The organism is Streptomyces sp. JNUCC 63 (assembly GCF_054366325.1).
The window spans coordinates 3,785,109-3,807,520 of sequence record NZ_CM135963.1; the positions used below are offsets into that span (position 1 = coordinate 3,785,109).

Genomic DNA, 22,412 nt, shown 5'->3' on the forward strand with positions numbered 1-22,412 from the left:
CCAGATGGCCAAGAAGCGACCCCAGACGAAGGCCAAGCGCCCGCAGCTCACGGACGGAGAGATCCCGGTGGTCGGCGCGCGCGAGCCGTGCCCCTGCGGCAGCGGCCGCCGCTACAAGGCCTGCCACGGCCGGGTCGCCGCGCACGCGGTGACCGAGCTGGTGCAGCGGCCGTTCGAGGGACTTCCCGGCGAGTGCGACTGGGTGGCGCTGCGCGAGCTGGTCCCCGCCGCCACGGTCGAGCTGACCCTCAAGGACGGCCTGCCCGAGGGCGTCCCGGCGGTCACGCTCGCCACGGTCCTGCCGATGGCCTGGCCCGCACTGCGCCGTGACGACGGCTCGGTGCTGCTCGGCCTGCAGAACGACACGGCGTCCGGTGACATCAGCCGCGACCTCGCCGATACCCTGCTGCGCGCGCTGGAGGCCGAGTCCGGCACTCCGGTGCAGGGCCGCCGCGCCCCGGCCGACGGTCCGCGGCTGCAGGACCTGCTCGATGCCGGGGCTCCTTTCGAGCCGGTGGTGCACGAGGGCTTCGAGTTCTGGGTGCCGGACGCGGAGAACGCGACGCCGGAGGTCACCGCCTCCCTGGAGCGGGCCAACGCGGCGGCCATCCCGACCGTGCGCCTGCAGGGCGTCGAGGCCGCGTACTGGTGCCGGACACCGGAGAAGAACCACCTGCGCTGGGTCATGCCGCATCCGGAGGAGCGGCTTCTGGACGCTCTGGCGCGGCTGCACGCGGCGGGCCGTTCGAGCCTGGGTGAGAACACCCGGCTCGTGGGCTCCTTCCGTGCCCACGGCCTCACGGTGCCGGTGTGGGACCTGCCGAGCGAGGTCGGCGCCCAGGATGTGGAGAAGCCGGCCGCCGAGTTCGCCGAGCGGCTGGCCGAGGCCCTGGCCGCCCAGGCGCCGCTGACCGGGGACGAACGCCGGGCCCGCGGCGGCCTGACCAACCGGCAGGTCACGCTCAGCTGATCCAACGGGGTGCGGCTGACCGACCGGTCAGCCGCACGGCTTCGCCACGGTAGGTGACTCCAGTCACAACTCCCGGTCGTCGCAGGGAAGTCGGTGACCGGAAAGGCAGTCCACCCGGTGACTGGAAAGCCGAGACCGAATTTGCGAACCGCCGATCTCTTGTTACCGTGCAAGTAGCCCGGTTGCTGGTGCATCCCCCGTCGCCAGCAACCGGGCCTTCGCATGCGCGCCGTCGATCACCGCGCGCAGCCACTCATCAACCGTCCGTCACCGCAGGCGAGTTGCTTCCGGAGCGCAGCAGCAGCGGCCCGCTCGCGCCGCGTTCGGCGAACTCCGCGACGGCGGTGTACGCCATGGGCGCTCCCCGGACGTGTTCCCGGGGTGTGTCGCACGTTCCCGGCTCGTCGTCCCCGTCCGGCGCGCAGTGCGTCCGCACGGTGCGCTCGCCCGGGCCCATGAGGGTCAGATCGGCGTCCAGGGGACGGCCGGTGGCGTTTCGGTAGTAGGCGCGTGCCCAGGTGTCCTGCCCCTGGGTCAGCACGCAGGTCTGAGCCTCGACTCCGTCGGGCGAGGTGACCTCCGGGCCGCAGCGTGCGGCGGTGGCCAGGCCCAGGCCGAGCAGCAGCGGGGAACGGCCGGGTTCGGCGGACGGGATCCCGTCGTCGCCGCGCGGCAGGGGGCGTACGGCGGACCGGGCGGCCGCGGGGCTCCGGCCGCCCACCTGGCCCGCGGACGCCACGGCCAGCGGCAGTGCCACGGCGCCGGCCACGACGGCCGACAGAGCGAGCAGACGGACTCGTCGGGGGCCGGGACCGCCGCGCGGCAGCGATCGGCCTCCGTGTCCTCCGCAATGACGCAGCATGCGGGGACGATAACGGCGCGAGGCGGGCCCTTCGCCCGCCGCGCGCCCGACACCCCTACAACTCGGGCGCGCTCACACCCGTACGAGTGAGGGTCTCCACCACGGTGTCGACCACGGCCTCCACGTCGGGCACCCAGGGCGAGGCGGAGCCGGGCAACGGGGCCCGCTCCCAGCGGATCGGGCCGGCCCCGGTCTCGGAGGGGGGCAGCGCGAGGTAGCCGCCCTCGCCGTGGAAGCGGAGGGAGCCGGGGACGAAGTCCTTGGCGTAGAGCAGTTCGCCCAACTGCTCCATGGAGTACGGCTTGACGAGGATCGCCCAGCGCGTGGGCGAGGCGACGACCGGGCCGAGCCGTATGCCGACGCGGTCGAGCGCGGTGAGGGCCCGGGCGGCCGGGAGGGCCGGCAGGCTCACCGCGCAGGGGGCCTTTCCCCCGGTGGCCAGGACGATCGGCGCGGCGGGCCGGTTGGTCCACCACCAGCGCACCATGCGGGCGTCGGTGGTGGCCGCGAGGAGGCCGGGTTCGAAGGGGTGCGCGCCGGGCACCGTGCAGTCCGGGTCGGGGCAGCCGCAGCGGCCGGGCCGCCGCGGATCCGGCGCCACGCCCGGGAGTACGGGCCACTGCCACTGGGCCGCGAAGGCCAGGGCCGCGCTGATCGACTCGGACCTCCCGTCGCTGCGCTGGGACAGGAGCCTGCGTCGCCTTCCCGGGATCTCGCGCATGAGCGCTCGTTCCTTTCCGTTGCACCGCTGGCAACACCGCTGGACCACTCACATCATGTGTCGATCACTTCACTGTGCGTACCTGTTGGCGCATCACACCCCTGCCTTCAGGCACGGGGAACCCCTATGGCCGAGCACTGGCTGCTTCCGCGGCAGCCCCGTCCATACTGCGTCTACCAAAGCATGGGCGTGGCGTGGGGTGGCGGAGCATGGCGATTTGGCGTCGCGCGTTTGCTCTCCGCCTCCGTCACGCGAGGATGGGGCACGGTCGTCGGTGGATAGGACGCCCGGGTCCGTCGCCAGGTTCCGGGTGGCCCCCAACCACCCCTGGCCTTCTCCGAGTACGTACCCATCACGACCGCTGTGACGCTCTGTGGAGCAAGCCCAGTCGACCGCAATAGGCCGTCACTCGAGGCAGTTTCAAGCCAACTTCGTGTTTTCGCAAGGGGTTCGGGAGAACACCCCGGGAGTCCCTCTGACACCAGGAATCCCGGCAGGACAATGCTGGACATCTCCTCACGAGTCCGTGTACATGTGGAGACACTGCCGGCGGCGCAGAATGACATGGGGGTTTGCGATGCTTTTGAGCAGTACGCACTGGCCAGAAAGCCGGACGCCATGAACGCCCCTCACCCTTCGAAAGTGGCTGGAATCGATGCGACGGTTCCGGCCCCCGCACACACTGTCGCGCCCGCGTCTGCCGCCTCGGGTACCTCCCCGGCCTCCTCCGCAAACAGCCCGGCGGCCCCGCACGCCCCCTGCGCACCGGGCGCCCTCCTGCAGGACCGGCTGGCCGGCTGGGTCTCCGACCTGACCACCCTGCACGAGCTCACCGAGCGGCTGGCCCGGACGAGCGGGATCGACGCCGCCCTGCAGGAGTTGCTGCGCGCCGGCGCCGCCCTCGTCGGCGCCCGGCGCGGTCTGGTCGTACTGGAACCGGACGACGGACTCGGCCCCGACACCACCATCGGCCTCGGCCTCGCACGGGCCGATCTCGGCCACATCGAGACCGTGCCGCGCAGCGCCATGCCCTACGGCACGCTCCTCGACACCGCGGCCGGGCTGCCGGGCGGCGAGGGCGAGGTCGTACGCCCCGACCTGTTCTCCGAGGACGGCCTCGACCCCCGCCACCGCGAGGTGGCCGCCCGCCTCGGCTACGCCGCCAGCTACGCGCTGCCCCTGTCCACCGACACCGCCGGCCGCATCGGCGCCGCCGTATGGCTCTACGACGAGCCCGCCAAACCGGTCGAGCGCCGACGCCACCTCGCCGGTCTCTACGTCCGCTTCGCCACCGAACACCTGGCACGCCTGCTCGACACCGAGCGCACGCGCGCGTGCATGGCGACGGTCTACGAGGAGCTGCTGCCCTCCCGGCTGCCCCGGGTGCCCGGCGTCCAGCTCGCCTGCCGGCACCGCACCGGACCGCGCGGCGGCGGCGACTGGTACGACGCGTTGCCGCTGCCGGACGCCGCGCTCGGCCTCGCGGTCGGCTCGGTCACCGGCTCCGGGCCGGGAGCGGTCGCCGCGATGGGCCGGCTGCGCGCGTCCCTGCGGGCGTACGCGGTGATGGAGGGCGAGGACCCCGTCGCCGTCCTGTCCGACCTCGAACTGCTCCTGCGGCTGACCGAGCCCGCCCGCTGCGCGACCGCCCTGTTCGCCTACTGCGAGCCCGCGCTGCGCAGGATCACCCTGGCCGGCGCCGGGCACAGCCCGCCGCTGCTGGTCGGCGAGCGGCGCACCGAGTTCGTGGAGACGTCCGTGTCCGCGCCGCTCGGCATGCTCGCCTGCTGGGAGGCGCCCAGCGTGGAGTTCCAGGTGACGGCCGGCGAGACAGTGCTGCTCTACACCGACGGGCTGCTGCACCGCACCGGCGACCCGGTGGACCGCGCCTTCGCCCGGCTGCAGGCGGCCGCGGCGAGTGTCCCGCGCGCGCGGCGCCACGATCCGGAGGCCGTCGCCGACCACGTCCTGCACACGGTCCTGCCGGGCGATCAGGACATGACCGACGGCAGGGAGGACGTCGCCCTGATCGCGGCGCGCTTCGAGTAGGCCCCGGCACCGGCGCTCCCGGTAACAGGTGCTTCCGCCCCGGGCCCCCTTCCGCACGACCGTACGATGGTGGGGGTCCCCCCTGCTCGCGCGAGCCGAGAGCTTGGGGGAGGTCCAGTGCGTATCGAGGAGGAAGACAGTGGCGGAGGAGCTCCCGGAGACCCCGGAGACCACCGAAGAAGAGCCGGTCAAGCAGCGCAAGAACGGCCTGTACCCGGGCGTGTCCGACGAGCTCGCCGAGAACATGAAGTCCGGCTGGGCCGACACCGAGCTGCGCGACCTGAAGCCGGTCGAGCAGGCGGAGCACACCGCGCGCCGCCGCGCCGCGCTGTCCGCGCGCTTCCCCGGCGAGCGCCTGGTGATCCCCGCGGGCAACCTGAAGACCCGCTCGAACGACACCGAGTACCCCTTCCGGTCCGCGGTCGAATACGCCTACCTCACCGGCAACCAGACCGAGGACGGCGTCCTGGTCCTGGAGCCCACCGCAGACGGCCACCAGGAGACGCTCTACCTCCTGCCCCGCTCCAACCGGGAGAACGGCGAGTTCTGGCTCTCCGGGCAGGGCGAGCTGTGGGTCGGCCGCCGCCACTCCCTGGCCGAGGCCGAGCAGCTGTACGGCATCCCGGCCTCCGACGTGCGCGAGCTGCCGCGGAAGCTGAAGGAGGCCACCGGCCCGGTCCGCGTCGTGCGCGGCTACGACGCCGACGTCGAGGCCGCCCTGACCGACAAGGTCACCGCCGAGCGCGACGAGGAGCTGCGCGTCTTCCTCTCCGAGGCCCGCCTGGTCAAGGACGGGTTCGAGATCGGCGAACTGCAGAAGGCCGTCGACTCCACCGTGCGCGGCTTCGAGGACGTGGTGAAGGTCCTCGACAAGGCCGAGGCCACCTCCGAGCGCTACATCGAGGGAACGTTCTTCCTTCGTGCCCGCGTGGAGGGCAACGACGTCGGCTACGGCTCCATCTGCGCCGCCGGCCCGCACGCCTGCACGCTGCACTGGGTGCGCAACGACGGCCCCGTCCGCTCCGGCGACCTGCTCCTGCTGGACGCGGGCGTGGAGACGTACACCCTCTACACCGCCGACGTCACGCGCACGCTGCCCGTCAACGGCACGTACAGCGAGATCCAGAAGAAGATCTACGACGCGGTGTACGAGGCCCAGGAGGCCGGCATCACGGCGGTGAAGCCGGGCGCCAAGTACCGCGACTTCCACGACGCCGCCCAGCGGGTGCTCACCGAGAAGCTCGTCGAGTGGGGCCTGGTCGAGGGCCCGGTCGAGCGGGTGCTGGAGCTCGGCCTGCAGCGCCGCTGGACGCTGCACGGCACCGGCCACATGCTCGGCATGGACGTCCACGACTGCGCGGCCGCGCGCACCGAGACGTACGTCGACGGCACGCTGGAGCCGGGCATGGTCCTCACTGTCGAGCCGGGCCTGTACTTCCAGGCCGACGATCTGACCGTCCCGGAGGAGTACCGGGGCATCGGCGTCCGCATCGAGGACGACATCCTCGTCACCGAGGACGGCAACCGCAACCTCTCGGCGGGCCTGCCGCGCCGCTCCGACGAGGTCGAGGCGTGGATGGCGTCGCTGAAGAGCTGATACGACGGTGACGGCCGGGTACCTGACAGGTGCCCGGCCATTCACGTGCCTGGGGGAGGATTTTCGTGGACGTGGACGACTTCTGGTCCGGTGTCGGAGCGGACCTGCGTCCGGAGCCGGACACGGCGGCGGGCCGCCGGGCGGGGCTGGAGAAGACGCTCAGGAACGCCGTGCGCGACGGACGGCTCGCCCCCGGGACGCGGCTGCCGGCGACCCGGCGGCTGGCGTCCGAGCTCGGCATCTCGCGCGGCACCGTGAAAGCGGCGTACGACCAGCTGGTCGCCGAGGGCTACCTGACGGCACGGCAGGGCTCGGGCACCCGGGTCGCCGCGCTGCCCACCGTCGACGAGGAGAAACCGGGCGCGGCGGCACGCGCGCGTGCGCCCCGGTTCGACCTGCGGCCGGGCAGTCCGGACGTGGGGGCGTTTCCGGCGGCGGCCTGGCTGCGGGCACTGCGCCGCGCCATCGCGACGGCGCCCTCGCTGGCGTACGACTACGGCGATCCGCGCGGCCGGATCGAGCTGCGCACGGCGCTCGCGGGCTACCTGGGGCGGGCCCGCGGAGTGATCGCGTCGCCCGAGCGGATCGTCATCACCTCCGGGTACGTGCAGGGGCTGGCGCTCCTCACGCGCGTGCTGGACGGCGGCGCGGTCGCCATGGAGGACCCCGGACTGCCCTTCCACCGCGAGGTGGTGCGGCGGGGCGGCGGGAGCGTGGTGCCGGTGCGGGTCGACGAACAGGGCGTGCGCGCGCAGGACCTGGGCGAGGAGAGGGCCGTGGTCGTCACGCCCGCGCACCAGTACCCGACCGGCGTGCCCCTGCACCCGGAGCGGCGGCGGGCGCTGACCGACTGGGCACGCGCGCGTGGCGCCCTGATCGTCGAGGACGACTACGACGGCGAGTTCCGCTACGACCGCCAGCCCGTGGGCGCGCTGCAGGGCATGGCGCCGGGTCAGGTCGCGTATCTGGGTACAGCCTCCAAGACACTCGGGCCGGCGCTGCGGCTCGGCTGGATGGTGCTGCCGCCGCACCTGGTCGACGCGGTGGCCGACGCCAAGCTGCACAGCGACCACCACACCGAGTCCATCGGCCAGTTGGCGCTGGCCGAACTCATCGACAGTCACGCCTACGACCGGCACGTACGCGCGTGCCGACTGCGCTACCGGCGCCGCCGGGACCAGCTCCTGGACCGGCTGGGCTCCCGCCGGGTGCGCGGCATCGCGGCCGGGTTGCACGTCCTGGTGGACGTCGCCGACGAGCGGGAGACCCTGGCCCGCGCGGTGGCGGAGGGCCTGGCCCTCGGCCACCTGGGCGACCACTGGCACACCCCCGGCGAGGACCACCCGCAGGGTCTGGTCGTCGGCTACGGAACGCCCCGGGAGCGGCTGTATCCCGAGGCGCTGGAGGTGCTGGTGAAGGTCCTGGACGGGTCCTGAGACCCTGTCGGCCGTCTACACCGCCACCAGCGGCGCGTCCTTCCGCCACTTGAGGATCTTGTCGAAGCTCACCACCGCGCCGCCCCGTCCCGGCTTGTTGCCGATGTGGACGTGGTCGGCGAGTTCCTGGATGAGGCACAGACCGCGGCCGTGCTCGGCCTCGGGGTGCACGGCGCGGAACGGGGGGCGGCGGCCGCCGGACGGGAAGCCGGGGCCCGCGTCGGCCACCTCGATGCGGCACTTCTCCCCGTCGAGGTAGGCGGTGACGCGGTACGCCTCGGAGGATCCGGCGTCCCCGCCGTGCTCGACCGCGTTCGCGCAGGCCTCGCTCAGGGCGACGGACAGGTCGTAGGAGATGTCGGGGTCGACGCCCGCGGTCTCCATCGTGCCCAGCAGCAGCCGCCGGGCGAGCGGCACGCTCGCAGCGTCACGCCGCAGATGGAGTGACCACCAGATGCTCATGCTCCAGCCTCCCGGCCGCGGCTCGACTACCGTTACGTATTGCCCCGAGTGCCCGGCCGTAAGCACGGAGTTGACGCGACACCGTCCAATCGGCGGATGCGGCGGCCAAGGAATCGGTGTATGTACGGGCCGGTGGCGACAGACCGCGACCTTCCGGACGTACCACATCTTGCGGACCTGCCGTACGGCACCCCGGGGTCCAGTGCGATGATGAGGCTGCCATGACTGCCCCCCACCCGCGCACGGCGTGCGCCGGACGCGATCTCAGGATGCTGCGGGCCGCGGTGTTCGCCGCGGTCTGTGTCGTGCTGGCCGCGGCCGGTCACACGGTGGCCTCCTGCGCCGCGGTGCCGCTGTGGACGCTGGGCGTGGGTTTCCTGGGGGCGCTGGTCGTGGTGGCGCCGCTCGCCGGGCGGGCGCGTTCCCTGCCGGGGATCGCGACACTGCTCGCGGCCGGCCAGACCGTGCTGCACATCCTGTTCGGACTGGGCCAGAGCGGCACGGGCGGCACGACCACGGGGTCGGCGGGGGCCATGGTGTCGACGGGATCCATGCCCGTCATGTCCGACGCCGAACTCGTGCGGCAGGCCGCGCGGTACGTGTGCGGGGCCGGCGTCGGGGCGATCAGCCCGGCCCAGGCCCATCGGATACTCGTCGACGCACGCGTCTACGACGGCGGCGGCATGGACATGAACGCCATGCACCACCCGGCGGACGCCCTGGCCACCAACGGTGCGGCCGCGCTGCTGCCGTCCCTGACGATGCTGCTCGTCCACGTCCTCGCCGCGGTCGCCGCGGGCTGGCTGCTGCGCCGCGGCGACCTGGCCCTGCTGCGGCTGATCGACCTGTCGGCGCACGGAGTCGCCGAGGGGGCGCTCATGCGGTCCCTGCGCGCGGCGCTCGCGCTGGTGCGCGCCCTGTGCGCCGGGCTGCCGACCGCGCCCGACGCGGTTCCCCGCTTCTGGCGGGCCACCGGCTCCGCGTCCCCGGCCCCCCACACCACCGCACTCCAGCACACGGTGATCCGCCGCGGCCCGCCGGCCGCCGCACTCGTCCTCGCTGCCTGACGCGACGCGACCACCAGCCCACCGAGCGGGTTCCGCCGGAGGGAGCGGCCGCCGTCGTGCGGCACGCGCGCGTGCCCGTCCGCCGGGAACACCGCACCGCCGGCCCCGCCGCGCACGCGCACCCCTCCGACACCGAACACACTCGAAAGGGAGTGCACCCCCCATGAAGACTTCCCGTCTCGCCGCTGCCGCCGCCCTCGCCGGCTCGGCCGTCCTCGTCCTGTCCGCCCCCGCCTTCGCACACGTCAGCGTGCAGCCGGAGGGCACGGCCGCCAAGGGCGGCTACGCGGTCGTCGACTTCAAGGTCCCCAACGAGCGCGACAACGCCTCCACCACCAAGCTCGAGGTCGCCTTCCCGGCCGACCACCCGCTGGCCTCCGTGATGCCGCAGCCGATGGACGGCTGGAAGATCGAGGTCACCAAGTCCAAGCTGGACAAGCCGCTCGAGGTGCACGGCAGGAAGATCTCCGAGGCCGTCACCAAGGTCACCTGGACCGCCGACGGCAAGGGCATCGAGCCCGGCTACTTCCAGAAGTTCGCGGTCTCCATGGGCGCCCTGCCCGAGGACACCGACCAGCTGGTCTTCAAGGCGATCCAGACGTACTCCAACAAGGAGGTCGTGCGCTGGATCGAGGTGCCGCAGAAGGGCCAGGAGGAGCCGGACACCCCGGCGCCGGTGCTGCAGCTGGCCGCGGCCTCGGACGACGGTCACGGCGCGTCGGCCAAGGACACCTCCGGCGACGCCGAGCCCGCCGCCCAGAGCACCGCCGCCGACACCTCGAAGAGCGGCAGCGACACCACCGCCCGCGTCCTCGGCATCGCCGGCATCGTCGTCGGCGTCGCCGGCGTGGCCTACGGCGTACTCGCCGGCCGCAGGCGGACCGCCGCCTGATCCGGCTCATCCGTCACGCGCCCGGGGGTCGTGCGACTCTTGCGTACGACCCCCGGTGCGCGCCGGAGTTTTCACATCTGGGACATTTTTCTATGCGTAAGAAGACATTCGCGGCAGCCGCGCTGCTCGCCGCCGCCACGATGACCCTCTCCGCCTGCGGCAGCGGCGACGACAGCAAGAAGCCCGTCGCCGTCGTCTCCGAGGACACCTCACGGAAGGCCGCGACCGTTCTCGACAAGCCGTTCGAGAAGCCCGACCTGGTCCTCACCGACACCCACGGCAAGGAGTACGACCTCCGCAAGGAGACCGCCGGCCACCCGACGCTGGTCTACTTCGGCTACACCCACTGCCCCGACGTCTGCCCGCTGACGATGAGCAACATCGCGGTCGCCACGAAGAAGCTGCCCAAGGCCGAGCAGGACAAGCTGCGCGTGGTGTTCGTCACCACCGACCCGGCCCGCGACACCCCGGCCGAGCTCGGCAAGTGGCTCAAGATGATCAACGCCGAGTTCATCGGCCTGACCGGCGACTTCGCCACCATCCAGGCCGGCGCGCGCACCCTCGGCATCTCCATCGAGCCGCCCGCCAAGGACAAGAACGGCAAGATCGTCTCGTACCACGGCACCCAGGTGATCGCGTTCTCCCCGAAGACCGACGCCGGATACGTCCTGTACGGCGAGGACGCCACCGTCGACGACTACACCAAGGACCTCCCCAATCTCGTCAAGGGTGAGAACCCATGAGGCGGCCCGCACCGGCGGCCGCGCTCATGGCCGCCGCCCTGGCAGGGACGGCCATGCTCACCGGCTGCGGCGGCCCCTCCTCCGACTCCGGCGGTGCGGAAGCCGAGCTGTCCGTCCACTCCGCCTACATCCCCCAGCCCGTCTCGGACTCGATGGCGGCCGGCTTCCTGACCATCGAGAACAAGGGCGGCGCCGCCGACCGGCTCACCTCGGTCACCAGCGCCGACGCGGGCGAGGTCACCGTGCACGAGACTGCCGGCGGGGTGATGAAGGAGGCCGGCCCCCTCACCGTCCCCGCCCATGGCGAACTCGTGCTCAAGAGCGGCGGCGACCACCTGATGTTCGACAAGCTGAAGCGCAAACTCCAGCAGGGCCGGACGGTCACCGTCGAACTGCACTTCGCGAAATCCGGCGACCTCAAGGTCGAGATGCCGGTGAAGGCGGCCACGTACAACCCCACGACCGGACACTGAGGGAGGGACCACCTTGTCGCAGACCATCGCCCCCCGTGTCCGGAACCTGGTGCTGCTGCTCCTGGCCGCCACCGGGCTGCTGCTCGCCGGCGCCGCCCCGGCCTCCGCGCACGCCGCGCTGACCGGCAGCGATCCCCAGCAGGGGGTGGTGGTCGACAAGGCGCCCGGCCAGGTGTCGCTGACCTTCTCCGAGCAGGTCGCCCTGAACGACGACTCGCTGCGCGTGCTCGACCCCAAGGGCAACCGTGTCGACGCCGGGAAGCCCTCCGCCGTCGGCGGGACGACGTACGCCGTGCAGCTGCGCGGCGGCCTGCCGGACGGCACCTACACCGTCGTCTACCAGGTGGTCTCGGCCGACAGCCACCCCGTCGGCGGTGCCTACACCTTCTCCGTCGGCGCCCCTTCCAAGACCTCCGCCGCGGTCGGCGGCCAGGACGTGGGCGGCGGGGTCGTCGGCGCGCTCTACGGGTTCGGGCGATACGTGTCGTACGCCGGCTTCATCGTTCTCGTCGGCGGCGCCGCCTTCGTCCTGGCCTGCTGGCAGCGCGGCTCGGGGGTGCGGGCCGTACAGCGGCTCGTCGTCTCCGGCTGGGTCGCCCTCACCGCGGCCACACTCGCCCTGCTGCTCCTGCGCGGCTCCTACACCACCTCCGGGAAGGCCGGGGACATCTTCGACCTGACCCTCCTCGGACAGGTCCTCCAGACCAAGACGGGTGCCGCCCTCGTCTCCCGGCTGCTGCTGCTCGCCGCGGCGGCCCTGTTCGTCGCGGTGCTCTTCGGGGCCTACGAGAAGCGGGACGACGAGGAGAAACGCGATCTGACCTTCGGGCTCGCGATCGGCGGGACCGTGGTCGCCGCCGGACTCGCGGCCAGCTGGGCCATGGCCGAGCACGCCTCGACCGGCCTCCAGACGGGCATCGCGATGCCGGTCGACGTCCTTCATCTGCTCGCCGTGGCCACCTGGCTCGGCGGGCTCGTCGCCCTCCTGGTCGCACTGTACGGGGCGTCCGAGCAGACCCCGGTCGAGACCGCGGCCGTACGCCGCTTCTCCCGCCTCGCCTTCGGCTCCGTCCTCGCTCTGGTGGCCACCGGTACCTACCAGTCCTGGCGCCAGGTCGGCTCCTGGCAGGCGCTCACCGGCACCCGCTACGGGCAGTTGCTCCTGGTCAAGATCGGCCTGGTGGTGCTGCTGGTCGGCATCGCCTCGATCTCCCGCCGCTGGACGGGACGGCTGGCGGAGACGGTGACCGCGGAGGCGGCGGTCACGACGCGCACCAAGGTCCCGGCGACCGCGGGCGAGAAGAACGGCTCGGACAAAAAGGCCGGGACCGACGGCGGGTCCGGAGGCGAAGGGGAGTCCGGGTCCGGCGAGAGGGCGAAAGCCGGTGGCAGGGCGGCGAACGGCGAGACCTCCCGGCGGGCCGCCCAGCTCGCCCGGCAGCGGGCCGCCCTGGACACCGCACGGCGCAAGCGGCTGCGGGACGCCGACCCCAGCCGCCTGGGACTGCGCCGGTCCGTACTGACGGAGGCCGGTGTCGCCGTCGTACTGCTCGCCGTCACCACCGCGCTGACGCAGACCGAACCGGGACGCACCGAAGTGGAGGCCAAGGCCGCCACGTCGTCCTCGTCCTCGCCCTCGTCCTCCTCGGAAGGCGCGGTGACCCTCGACATGCCCTTCGACACCGGCGGACAGAACGGCAAGGGCCTCGTACGGCTCGACATCGACCCCGCGCGCGTGGGCGGCAACGAAATGCACGTCTACGTACAGCGCACCGACGGGCGCCCCTACGACATCCCCGAGGTCAAGGTCGCCTTCTCACTCGCCGCCAAGAAGCTCGGGCCGCTGCCGGTGGCCCCCGACCGCATCACCACCGGGCACTGGGCCGCGAGCGGAGTGCAGATCCCGCTGGCCGGTGACTGGCAGGTCGAGGTGACCGTGCGGACCTCCGACATCGATCAGGTGACCGTCACCAAGAACGCGCAGATCGGCTGAACCCCACCATGACCGACCAGTCCACCCCGGAGGCCACCTCCCAGCGCCCCTCGCCCGCGGTTCCCGCGCCCACGACACCGGACGCTCCCGCGAGAGCGGGCGTATCGCGTCGGCGGTTGCTCGGCACGGCCGGCGCGACCGGACTCGTCCTCGGCGCGGCGGGCGCCTCCGCCGGATACACGGCGGCGCCCGCCGGCGCCACCCCGCTCACCTCGCTCGGCGCCGACCGGGCGATGTTTCACGGGAAACATCAGCCCGGCATCACCGACCCCCTGCAGGCCCGCGGCCATCTCATCGCCTTCGACCTCGCGGCCGGTGCGGGCCGCAAGGAGGCCGCCGGGCTGCTGCGCCGCTGGTCGGCGACGGCCGAGCGACTGATGGCCGGCGAGCCGGCCGATCACGCCGACACCGGCGTGGCCCTGGACGCCGGCCCCTCCTCGCTGACGGTCACCTTCGGCTTCGGCCACTCCTTCTTCGAGCGGACGGGCCTGCGAAAGCAGCGTCCCAGCGCCCTCGACCCGCTGCCCGACTTCTCCTCCGACCAGCTCGACAAGGCCCGCAGCAACGGCGACCTGTGGGTGCAGATCGGCGCGAACGACGCGCTGGTCGCCTTCCACGCCCTGCGCGCCCTGCAGAAGGACGCGGGCAGCGCCGCCCGCGTCCGCTGGCAGATGAACGGCTTCAACCGCTCCCCCGGCGCCACGGCGCACCCCATGACGACTCGCAACCTGATGGGCCAGGTCGACGGCACCCGCAACCCCAAGCCGTCCGACCCCGACTTCGACCAGCGCGTCTTCGTCCCCGCGAACGGTGAGCCGGCCTGGATGGCGAACGGCTCCTACGTCGTCGTACGCCGCATCCGCATGCTCCTGGACGACTGGGAGAAACTGTCGCCCGACCGGCAGGAGAACGTCATCGGGCGCCGCAAGTCCGACGGCGCGCCGCTCAGCGGGGGCACCGAGACGACCGCGATGGACCTGGAGAAGACGGGGAAGGACGGCAGCTATGTCGTCCCGGTCAACGCGCACGCGCGGATCACCCGGCCCGACCAGAACGGTGGCGCGGCCATGCTCCGGCGTCCCTTCTCCTACCACGACGGCTTCGGCGCCGACGGCACCCCCGACGCGGGCCTGCTGTTCATCTGCTGGCAGGCGGACCCGCTGCGCGGCTTCGTGCCGGTGCAGCGCAAGCTGGACCGCGGTGACGCGCTGTCGCAGTACATCCGGCACGAGGCGAGCGGGCTGTTCGCGGTGCCGGGCGGGGCTGCCAAGGGCGAGTACGTGGGGCAGCGGCTGCTGGAGGGGTGAGCGCGGCGAGGGGGAATGGTCCGGGTGGGGTTACGCGGGTTCACCTTCGGGAGGGGCTCTCGTGAGACACGCGAGCCTGCTCCCCGGACGGCCATTAGGGTGAGGTCATGCCAGCGAGCTACGCGTACCTCGGCCCCGAGGGCACCTTCACCGAAGTCGCCCTGCGCACCCTTCCCGAGACGGCCACCCGGGAGCTGATCCCGTACGTGTCCGTGCAGTCCGCGCTGGACGCGGTCCGCGCCGGCGAGGCCGAGGCCGCGTTCGTGCCGATCGAGAACTCCGTCGAGGGCGGCGTCACCACCACCCTCGACGAGCTGGTCGCGGGCGAGCCGCTGATGATCTACCGCGAGGTGCTGCTGTCGATCACCTTCGCGCTGCTGGTCAGGCCCGGCACGAAGCTGTCGGACATCAAGACGGTCACCGCCCACCCGGTGGCTCAGCCGCAGGTGCGCAACTGGCTGAAGGCGCACCTCCCGGACGCCGTCTGGGAGTCGGCCGCCTCGAACGCGGACGGCGCCCGCCTGGTCCAGGAGGGCCGCTACGACGCCGCCTTCGCCGGTGAGTTCGCGGCCGCGCGCTACGGGCTCGTGCCCCTGGAGACGGGCATCCACGACGCCGAGAACGCGCAGACGCGGTTCGTGCTGGTCGGCCGGCCCGCCCGGCCCGCCGCCCCGAGCGGCGCGGACAAGACCTCCGTGGTGCTGTGGCAGCGCGACGACCATCCCGGTGGGCTGCGCGATCTGCTGGGCGAGTTCAGCACCCGCGGCATCAACCTGATGCTGCTGCAGTCCCGCCCGACGGGCGCCGGCATCGGCAACTACTGCTTCTGCGTCGATGCCGAGGGGCACATCAACGACCGCCGGATGGCCGAGGCCCTGATGGGGCTGAAGCGGATCTGTCTGCAGGTGCGCTTCCTCGGCTCGTACCCGCGGGCGGACATCGGCGTGGCGGACGTACGGCCGCCGCTGGCCGGGACCTCGGACGGGGAGTTCGTGGCGGCGGCGGACTGGGTGGCGCGCTGCCAGGACGGTCGTTTCTAGCCGACGACGTTATCCACAGGAGTTGTCCACAGGCCGCCTTCTCGACCAGGGGACAAGTCGACATCTGCGGACGATTCGATCAACAAATCCCCCTGCGATCCACTGGGGGGGATCAGGGTGGACAGGTCACTCTTCGTCCACTCGTCTCCTTTGGTTCATCTTTTGAGGCGACCCCTTTCCACCCGAAAGTGGGCGTCAGGCCGGTCGAGCAGGGAATTCTTCCTTCCGATCACGATTTCCGGAGTGATCGATTCCGGCTTCCACAGATCTTCCACACAGCCTGTGGATAACTTTCCCGGGCATGTGGATCGTTGTTGACCGCTGTGGACAACGCGGGCCCAAATCCCGGTCTTCGCGGGGAAATCCGGTCAACCGCACGTCTGCCGCCCGCCCTGTTCCAGGGAGCGGGACGACTCTTGTGACACAGGGGGCAATTCCTCCATAACGGTATGTAATGCGCGGTTCGGAATACTGGGTCGTGAGGTGGAACGCCGCACCGGTAGCCTTGACCGCGTGATTGACCTTCGCCTGCTCCGTGAGGACCCCGACCGTGTGCGCGCCTCCCAGCGCGCCCGTGGAGAGGACGTCGCGCTCGTCGACTCCCTCCTGTCTGCCGACGAGCGGCGCAGGTCGTCCGGCGTCCGCTTCGACGAGCTGCGCGCCGAGCAGAAGGCGCTGGGCAAGCTCATCCCCAAGGCCTCCGGCGAGGAGAAGGCCGAACTGCTGAAGAAGGCGAGCCAGCTCGCCGCCGACGTCAAGGCGGCCGACGCCGAGCGCGACGCGGCGGACGCGGAGACCCAGGAGCTGCTGCTCCAGCTCGGCAACCTCGTGTACCCCGACGTGCCCGTCGGCGGCGAGGAGGATTTCGTCACGCTGGAGACGCACGGCACGATCCGCGACTTCGAGGCCGAGGGCTTCACGCCCAGGGACCACCTGGAGCTCGGGCAGTCGCTCGGCGCGATCGACATGGAGCGCGGTGCGAAGGTCTCCGGTTCGCGCTTCTACTTCCTCACCGGTGTCGGCGCCCTGCTGGAGCTGGCCCTGGTGAACGCGGCGATGGCCCAGGCCACCGCGGCCGGCTTCACGCCGATGCTGACCCCGGCGCTGGTCCGCCCGCAGTCGATGGCCGGAACCGGCTTCCTCGGCCAGGCCGCCCAGGACGTGTACCACCTCGACAAGGACGACCTGTACCTGGTCGGCACGTCCGAGGTGCCGCTGGCGGCCTACCACATGGACGAGATCATCGACGCCGAGCGCCTGCCGCTGCGGTACGCCGGCTTCTCGCCGTGCTTCCGCCGCGAGGCCGGCTCGCACGGCAAGGACACCCGCGGCATCTTCCGCGTGCACCAGTTCGACAAGGTCGAGATGTTCTCCTACGTCACCCCCGAGGAGTCTCAGGAGGAGCACCGGCGGCTGCTGGAGTGGGAGAAGCAGTGGCTGACCTCGCTGGAGCTGCCCTTCCGGGTCATCGACGTCGCCTCGGGTGACCTGGGCGCCTCGGCCTCGCGCAAGTTCGACTGCGAGGCGTGGATCCCGACCCAGGGCAGGTACCGCGAGCTGACCTCGACCTCGGACTGCACCGAGTTCCAGTCCCGCCGCCTGCAGATCCGGGTGCGCGAGGACAAGAAGGTCCGGCCGCTGGCCACGCTCAACGGCACGCTGTGCGCCGTCCCGCGCACCATCGTCGCGATCCTGGAGAACCACCAGCAGGCCGACGGCTCCGTACGGGTGCCCGAGGTGCTGCGTCCCTACCTCGGCGGCCGGGAGGTCCTGGAACCGGTGGCCAAGTGAGCCGTCCCGCTGGATCCTTCCCCTACAAGCTGATAGCGACCGACCTCGACGGCACGCTCCTGCGCTCCGACGGCTCGGTCTCGGGACGCACCCGTGACGCGCTCGCCGCGGCCACCGCGGCGGGTGCCGCACATCTCGTGGTCACGGGCCGCGCGGTGCCCTGGACACGGCACATCCTCGACGACCTCGGCTACCGGGGCCTCGCGGTCTGCGGCCAGGGCGCCCAGGTGTACGACGCCGGGGAGCACCGCCTGCTGACCTCGGTGACCCTGGACCGGCAGCTGGCCGGTGTGGCGCTGGCCAAGATCGAGGCCGAGGTCGGTCCGCTGTACCTGGCGGCCGGCCGCGACGGCCTGGACGGCGAGGTGCTCGTGGGCCCCGGCTACGCGGTCTCCGGCCCGCTTCCGGCGATTCCGTTCACGGACGCCTCGGACCTGTGGAGTGCGCCCCTCAACAAGATCTACATCCAGCACCCGACCCTCACGGACGACGAACTGGCCGACGTGGCCCGCCGGACCGCCGGCGGTTTCGTCTCGGTCACCATGGCCGGTGAGGGCATAGTCGAGCTGCTGCCGCTCGGCCTGTCGAAGGCGACAGGCCTGTCGCTGGCCGCGCGGCGGCTGGGCCTGAAGGCGGCGGATGCCCTCGCCTTCGGCGACATGCCCAACGACGTCCCGATGTTCGCCTGGTCGGCCCACGGTGTGGCCATGGCCAACGCCCACGGGGAGCTGAAGGCGGTCGCGGACGAGATGACGGCCTCGAACGACGAGGACGGCATCGCGGTGGTGCTGGAGAAGTTGCTGGGCTGAACTGTCGGTCTGTGCCTTCGGTCTCTGTTCCCGGTCTGTGCGGAGGATGCACGGATCGAACGTGCGCGGGCTTTCCGGGCCCGACCACGGTTTAGCAAACCGGTGCCTTACCACTCGGCCAATCCTCCGGGTGGGCGGCCCACGCGAAGCGATTCGCGTGCTCGAAGCGGCCGCCCCGGGCAGCTCCCCGTGCGGGGCGGGCTCGACGGAATGGGTAGTTACTCCGGAGCCCGCCGTGGGCTGCCCTGTCGGGAGCTCGGCGTACTGCCGTGCATGGACATCGCCCAGCTCCTCTCCCAGATCGTGACGCCGGCTCCGTCCGGCGTCGTGGACACCACCACTGTGCCGTGACGACGGCGTCGGCGCCACCGAATTAGCAGGCGACCGGCCCGGTCACCGCCGCCGACGGGGTCTCACTCCTCGCCGGCGAGGGTCAGCGACCGCAGCTTCTGCCCGGCGTACCAGGTGGCCAGCACGGTCACCACCACCAGCAGCACGGTCGCCGTCGGCAGTCCGACGTCGGAGGTGACCAGGTCTGTGCCGGCGACCTTGTGGGCGACGGCCAGCGCCCACTGCTGGACGCTCAGCGTGCGTGCCCCGGGGACCAGGGAGCCGAACAGCGCCTCCCACACGAGCGCGTAGACGAGCCCGAGGACCACCGCGTGCCGGGAGACCGTGCCCAGCAGGAGGAAGAGGGCCGCGTAGGCGATGGAGGCGACCAGCGCGGCCACGGTGTAGGCGACGGCTATCTGCTGGCCGTTGCCGTTGAGGATCAGCCCGGCGACCAGCGTCGGCACGGCGGAGAACACCATGGTCACCGCGATCGCCACGATCAGCTTGGTGAAGATGATCGTCGGCCGCTTCAGCGGCTTGGACAGCAGGTAGACCACCGAGCCGTCGTCGATCTCCGGCCCGATGGCGCCGGTGCCGGCGATGACGCCGATGATCGGCACCATGGTGGCGAGGGCGAACCCGCCGAGGACGTTCACCGCGGTCTGGTCGTCGGCTCCGGCGAGGGCGCGGACGGCGGCCGCGATCACGATGAGCAGCAGCGGCAGCGCGCCGAGGATGAGGGCCCGGCGGCGGCCGAGCAGGGCCCGGTAGGTGAGTCGGGCGACTGTGGGGTCGTACATCGTGGGCCTCCTACGCCGCGACCAGGTACGAGAAGACGGACTCGAGGGACTCGTCGGACGGCGAGACCGTGTGCAGCCGGATGCCGTGGTCCCGGGCCACCCTCGGCAGCAGGGTCGTGAACCGGCCGAAGTCGACGGCCTGGATGCGCAGTGCGCCCTCGGCGAGGTCCACCTCGATGCCCGACGTCGAGGGATCGGCGATCAGCGCGGCCGCGAGGGCGCGGTCGTCGCTGGAGCGCACCAGGTAGCGGTGCGGGCGGTCGGTCATCAGGCGGCGGATCTTGCGGAAGTCACCGCTGGCCGCGTGGCGTCCGGCGACGACGACCTCGATGTGCCGGGCGAGCTGTTCGACCTCCTCCAGGATGTGGGAGGAGAACAGCACCGTGCGGCCCTCGTCGCCCATGCGCCGCAGCAGGTCCATCATCTGCATGCGCTGGCGCGGGTCCATGCCGTTGAACGGCTCGTCGAGCAGGAGCAGGGACGGGTCGTGGACGAGGGCGCTCGCCATCTTCACGCGCTGCCGCATGCCCTTGGAGTAGGTGGAGATCTTCCGGTCCTGCGCGTACTCCATCTCGACGGTGGCGAGCGCCTTCTGGGCGGCCTTGGCGCCCAGACCGTGCAGTTCGGCGTTGGCGACGACGAACTCGCGGCCGGTGAGGAAGTCGTACATCGCCTCCCGCTCGGGAACGATGCCGATGTGCCGGTAGATCCGCTCGTTGCGCCACACCGGCTGCCCGTCGAGGGTGACGCTGCCGGTGGAGGGGGCGAGGAAGCCGGCCATCATGTTGATCAGCGTGGACTTTCCGGCGCCGTTGGGGCCGAGCAGGCCGGTGACGCCGGGACCGATCGTCATGGTGATGTCGTTGACGGCGACCACGTTGCCGAACCAGCGGGAGACATGGTCGATGCTGAGGGTGGTCACCTGAACCTCCGGAAGCAGTCCTGGCGTTCGGGCCGAGGAAGAATGCGGCTTCCCGCGCAGCGGGGCAGCGATCTGCGGTACGCACGCGGCGTGCCGAGCGAGAGCCGAGCCGGCACAGCAGCCTCCAATTCATCGGGCGACCGGGCTGGTTCCAACCCGGCTGGTGTTGATCGTGTGAGGCTCGAGCGCTCGCGGAGCGCTGGAGCAGCGTGAGCCGGGATTCCCCCTCGGTCACGAAGGGGAGGGCTCAAAGTCCCACCTTCTTGTAGCGGCGCATCAGCAGTCCGTAACTGCCGGCGATGAGGCCGAGGACGGCGAGGACGTACACGATGCCCTCGCCGTTCGCCGGGCTGACACCGCCGGGTGCCGAGGAGGTCGCGCCCAGGAAGGCGGTCTGCACTCCGTCGATCAGGGTGACCGGCGAGAACAGGCCGATCCAGGGGATGGCGCCGGTGTTGTTCCGGGCGTCCGCGATGGCCTGGAGGGTGGAGACGGCGCCGTAGGAGATGACCAGCACGGCGATCACTGCGGCTATGCCGAAACCGCGGCGCGGGGTGACGGCGGCGATGACCAGGCCGATGCCGGCGAAGAGCAGTGAGAGCAGTGCCACGGAGACGAGTCCCTGAGCGAATCCCTTGGTCTGGTCGGCGAAGTCCAGCTCGGCCAGCAGTGCGCCCACGTAGAGCACCAGCAGCGGGGCGGCGGTCAGGACGAACATCGCCGAGGCCAGCGCCGCGTACTTGGCGCGGACGTAGTCGGCGGTCTCGATGGGCCGCGAGAAGTACAGCGGAACGGTCTTGAAGCGCAGGTCGCGAGAGACGGACTGGGGTGCCTGCGAGGCGACGTAGAGGCTGATGACGCCCTGCATGATGATGGCGTAGTCCGTGTAGGCGACGGGCAGGTCCTTGGCCTTGGTGGCGACCGCGACGGCGACCATGATGGCCGCGGGCACGCACATCACCACGAACAGCAGCATGGGCAGCACCTTGGACTTCACCGAGCGGCCGAGGCCGTAGGCGCCGCGCAGGGACTGCGAGTACAGCGAGCGGCGGGCGTAGGCGCGGCCGAGGCGGGGGCCGTCGTAGCTGCGGTAGCCGATGTTGTGGATGCGGGTCTGGCCACCCGAGGGCGGTGCCGCGGAGTGCTCAACTGCCATGGCCGACCGCCTCCTTCCGCTGTCCGTCGCGCTGTTCGTCGTTGTCCCGGAAGACCTCCGAGATGTGGTGCCGGCGCTGCTCCATGCGCACCAGGCCGAGGCCGAGGTCCGCGATCACGTCCCGCACCAGGTCGTACGTCTCCTCGCCCCGCGCGGTGAGCAGCAGGACGTGGCCGGCGCCCGGCAGGCCCGTGCTGTCCTGGGTGTCCACCCCGCGCGCGTGGAGCGCGTCGCGCACCGCGCGAGTGCCGTCCGGGTGCTCGTCGCTGTCGGTGACCTCGATGGCGAGGGTGGTCGTGGTCTGGGTGAAGTCGGTGGTGGAGCTGGAGCGCAACAGCTTGCCGCCGTCGACGACGACGACGTGGTCACAGGTGCGTTCCAGCTCGCCCAGCAGGTGGGAGGTGACCAGGACCGAGATGCCGAAGTCGGTGTGGATGCGGCGGATCAGGCCGAGCATCTCGTCGCGGCCGACCGGGTCGAGACCGTTGGTCGGCTCGTCGAGGAAGACCAGCTGCGGGTCGTGCACCAGGGCCTGGGCGAGTTTCACGCGCTGCTTCATGCCGGTGGAGTAGCCGCCGATGGGGCGGTAGCGCTCCTCGTACAGGCCGACATGGCGCAGGGTGTCCGCGGTGCGCTCGCGCGCGGCCGTCGGGGGCAGGCCGGACATGCGCGCCATGTGGACGACGAACTCGGTGGCCGAGACGTCGGGCGGCAGGCAGTCGTGCTCCGGCATGTAGCCCACGCGCTCGCGGATGGCGGCGCCCTTGGTGGCGACATCGAGGCCGAGCACTTCGGCGCGGCCCTCGGTGGCGGGGGACAGACCCAGCAGGATCTTGATGAGTGTGGACTTGCCGGCCCCGTTGGCGCCGACGAGTCCGGTCACACCGGGTCCGACGTCCACGGAGAGCCGGTCAAGCGCGGTCACCCGGGGGAACCGCTTGCTCAGGCTTTCGGTCGCGATCACAGTCACGCCCTCGACGGTAGTGACC

The 22,412-nt window shown here is 71.7% G+C and carries 21 protein-coding genes and 1 tRNA gene; 14 read left to right on the plus strand and 8 right to left on the minus strand.

Going from position 1 to position 22,412, the window contains the following annotated elements; translation table 11 throughout:
• Nucleotides 1–4: 4 nt before the first annotated feature.
• A complete protein-coding gene (locus ACX25U_RS17350) occupies nucleotides 5–970 on the plus strand; it encodes a DUF5926 family protein (protein WP_454393095.1) in 966 nt (321 codons plus the stop codon).
• Nucleotides 971–1,226: 256 nt separating this feature from the next.
• Here the strand turns inward: ACX25U_RS17350 and ACX25U_RS17355 are convergent, their stop codons facing one another.
• Nucleotides 1,227–1,832: a hypothetical protein gene (locus tag ACX25U_RS17355; protein ID WP_454393097.1), complete on the minus strand. Its 606-nt coding sequence runs from the start codon at nucleotides 1,830–1,832 to the stop codon at nucleotides 1,227–1,229.
• Nucleotides 1,833–1,887: 55 nt separating this feature from the next.
• Nucleotides 1,888–2,553: a bifunctional DNA primase/polymerase gene (locus ACX25U_RS17360; protein WP_454393099.1), complete on the minus strand. Its 666-nt coding sequence runs from the start codon at nucleotides 2,551–2,553 to the stop codon at nucleotides 1,888–1,890.
• A gap of 501 nt (nucleotides 2,554–3,054) precedes the next feature.
• Between ACX25U_RS17360 and ACX25U_RS17365 the strand changes: the two genes are divergently transcribed.
• From ACX25U_RS17365 to pdxR, 3 genes are all read left to right on the plus strand, one after another.
• Complete coding sequence (locus ACX25U_RS17365; RefSeq protein ID WP_454393101.1) at nucleotides 3,055–4,602, plus strand: PP2C family protein-serine/threonine phosphatase; 1,548 nt, start codon at nucleotides 3,055–3,057, stop codon at nucleotides 4,600–4,602.
• 139 nt (nucleotides 4,603–4,741) lie between these two features.
• Complete coding sequence (locus ACX25U_RS17370; RefSeq protein ID WP_454393102.1) at nucleotides 4,742–6,199, plus strand: aminopeptidase P family protein; 1,458 nt, start codon at nucleotides 4,742–4,744, stop codon at nucleotides 6,197–6,199.
• 71 nt (nucleotides 6,200–6,270) lie between these two features.
• On the plus strand, nucleotides 6,271–7,635 hold the full coding sequence (pdxR, locus tag ACX25U_RS17375; protein ID WP_454394336.1) for a MocR-like pyridoxine biosynthesis transcription factor PdxR: 1,365 nt from the start codon (nucleotides 6,271–6,273) through the stop codon (nucleotides 7,633–7,635).
• Nucleotides 7,636–7,650: 15 nt separating this feature from the next.
• Here pdxR and ACX25U_RS17380 read toward each other — a convergent pair whose 3' ends face one another.
• Nucleotides 7,651–8,097: an ATP-binding protein gene (locus ACX25U_RS17380; RefSeq protein ID WP_454393103.1), complete on the minus strand. Its 447-nt coding sequence runs from the start codon at nucleotides 8,095–8,097 to the stop codon at nucleotides 7,651–7,653.
• A gap of 221 nt (nucleotides 8,098–8,318) precedes the next feature.
• Here ACX25U_RS17380 and ACX25U_RS17385 point away from each other — a divergent pair, with 221 nt between their 5' ends.
• From ACX25U_RS17385 to ACX25U_RS17425, 9 genes are all read left to right on the plus strand, one after another.
• Nucleotides 8,319–9,164: a hypothetical protein gene (locus tag ACX25U_RS17385; protein ID WP_454393105.1), complete on the plus strand. Its 846-nt coding sequence runs from the start codon at nucleotides 8,319–8,321 to the stop codon at nucleotides 9,162–9,164.
• A gap of 163 nt (nucleotides 9,165–9,327) precedes the next feature.
• On the plus strand, nucleotides 9,328–10,056 hold the full coding sequence (locus tag ACX25U_RS17390) for a YcnI family copper-binding membrane protein (protein ID WP_454393107.1): 729 nt from the start codon (nucleotides 9,328–9,330) through the stop codon (nucleotides 10,054–10,056).
• A gap of 92 nt (nucleotides 10,057–10,148) precedes the next feature.
• Entirely contained in the window at nucleotides 10,149–10,799 is a 651-nt protein-coding gene (locus tag ACX25U_RS17395) for an SCO family protein (RefSeq protein ID WP_454393109.1), read from the plus strand.
• Complete coding sequence (locus tag ACX25U_RS17400) at nucleotides 10,796–11,272, plus strand: copper chaperone PCu(A)C (protein WP_454393111.1); 477 nt, start codon at nucleotides 10,796–10,798, stop codon at nucleotides 11,270–11,272. Before ACX25U_RS17395 ends, ACX25U_RS17400 begins: the two co-directional genes overlap by 4 nt.
• Nucleotides 11,273–11,285: 13 nt before the next feature.
• Nucleotides 11,286–13,265: a copper resistance CopC/CopD family protein gene (locus ACX25U_RS17405; protein ID WP_454393113.1), complete on the plus strand. Its 1,980-nt coding sequence runs from the start codon at nucleotides 11,286–11,288 to the stop codon at nucleotides 13,263–13,265.
• Nucleotides 13,266–13,273: 8 nt separating this feature from the next.
• The gene (efeB, locus tag ACX25U_RS17410; protein WP_454393115.1) at nucleotides 13,274–14,572 is read left to right on the plus strand and encodes an iron uptake transporter deferrochelatase/peroxidase subunit; all 1,299 of its coding nucleotides are present in this window, start codon (nucleotides 13,274–13,276) and stop codon (nucleotides 14,570–14,572) included.
• A 107-nt stretch (nucleotides 14,573–14,679) separates the two neighbouring features.
• On the plus strand, nucleotides 14,680–15,612 hold the full coding sequence (pheA, locus tag ACX25U_RS17415; protein ID WP_454393117.1) for a prephenate dehydratase: 933 nt from the start codon (nucleotides 14,680–14,682) through the stop codon (nucleotides 15,610–15,612).
• 513 nt (nucleotides 15,613–16,125) lie between these two features.
• Nucleotides 16,126–17,403, plus strand: a complete 1,278-nt coding sequence (gene serS, locus ACX25U_RS17420) for a serine--tRNA ligase (protein ID WP_454393119.1) — start codon at nucleotides 16,126–16,128, stop codon at nucleotides 17,401–17,403.
• Nucleotides 17,400–18,212, plus strand: a complete 813-nt coding sequence (locus ACX25U_RS17425) for an HAD family hydrolase (protein ID WP_454393121.1) — start codon at nucleotides 17,400–17,402, stop codon at nucleotides 18,210–18,212. The genes serS and ACX25U_RS17425 overlap by 4 nt, the downstream gene beginning before the upstream one ends.
• Nucleotides 18,213–18,252: 40 nt before the next feature.
• Here the strand turns inward: ACX25U_RS17425 and ACX25U_RS17430 are convergent.
• A tRNA-Ser gene (locus ACX25U_RS17430) sits at nucleotides 18,253–18,340 on the minus strand.
• Between the two features lie 82 nt (nucleotides 18,341–18,422).
• On the opposite strand from ACX25U_RS17430, the gene ACX25U_RS17435 reads away from it, so the two are divergent.
• Entirely contained in the window at nucleotides 18,423–18,563 is a 141-nt protein-coding gene (locus ACX25U_RS17435; protein ID WP_454393123.1) for a hypothetical protein, read from the plus strand.
• A gap of 62 nt (nucleotides 18,564–18,625) precedes the next feature.
• On the opposite strand, the gene ACX25U_RS17440 is transcribed toward ACX25U_RS17435, so the two are convergent.
• From ACX25U_RS17440 to ACX25U_RS17455, 4 genes are all read right to left on the minus strand, one after another.
• Nucleotides 18,626–19,345: an ABC transporter permease subunit gene (locus tag ACX25U_RS17440; protein WP_454393125.1), complete on the minus strand. Its 720-nt coding sequence runs from the start codon at nucleotides 19,343–19,345 to the stop codon at nucleotides 18,626–18,628.
• Nucleotides 19,346–19,355: 10 nt separating this feature from the next.
• Entirely contained in the window at nucleotides 19,356–20,267 is a 912-nt protein-coding gene (locus ACX25U_RS17445) for an ABC transporter ATP-binding protein (RefSeq protein WP_454393127.1), read from the minus strand.
• Nucleotides 20,268–20,514: 247 nt separating this feature from the next.
• Entirely contained in the window at nucleotides 20,515–21,423 is a 909-nt protein-coding gene (locus ACX25U_RS17450; RefSeq protein ID WP_454393129.1) for an ABC transporter permease, read from the minus strand.
• Entirely contained in the window at nucleotides 21,413–22,387 is a 975-nt protein-coding gene (locus ACX25U_RS17455; RefSeq protein ID WP_454394338.1) for an ABC transporter ATP-binding protein, read from the minus strand. Before ACX25U_RS17455 ends, ACX25U_RS17450 begins: the two co-directional genes overlap by 11 nt.
• Nucleotides 22,388–22,412 lie beyond the last annotated feature (25 nt).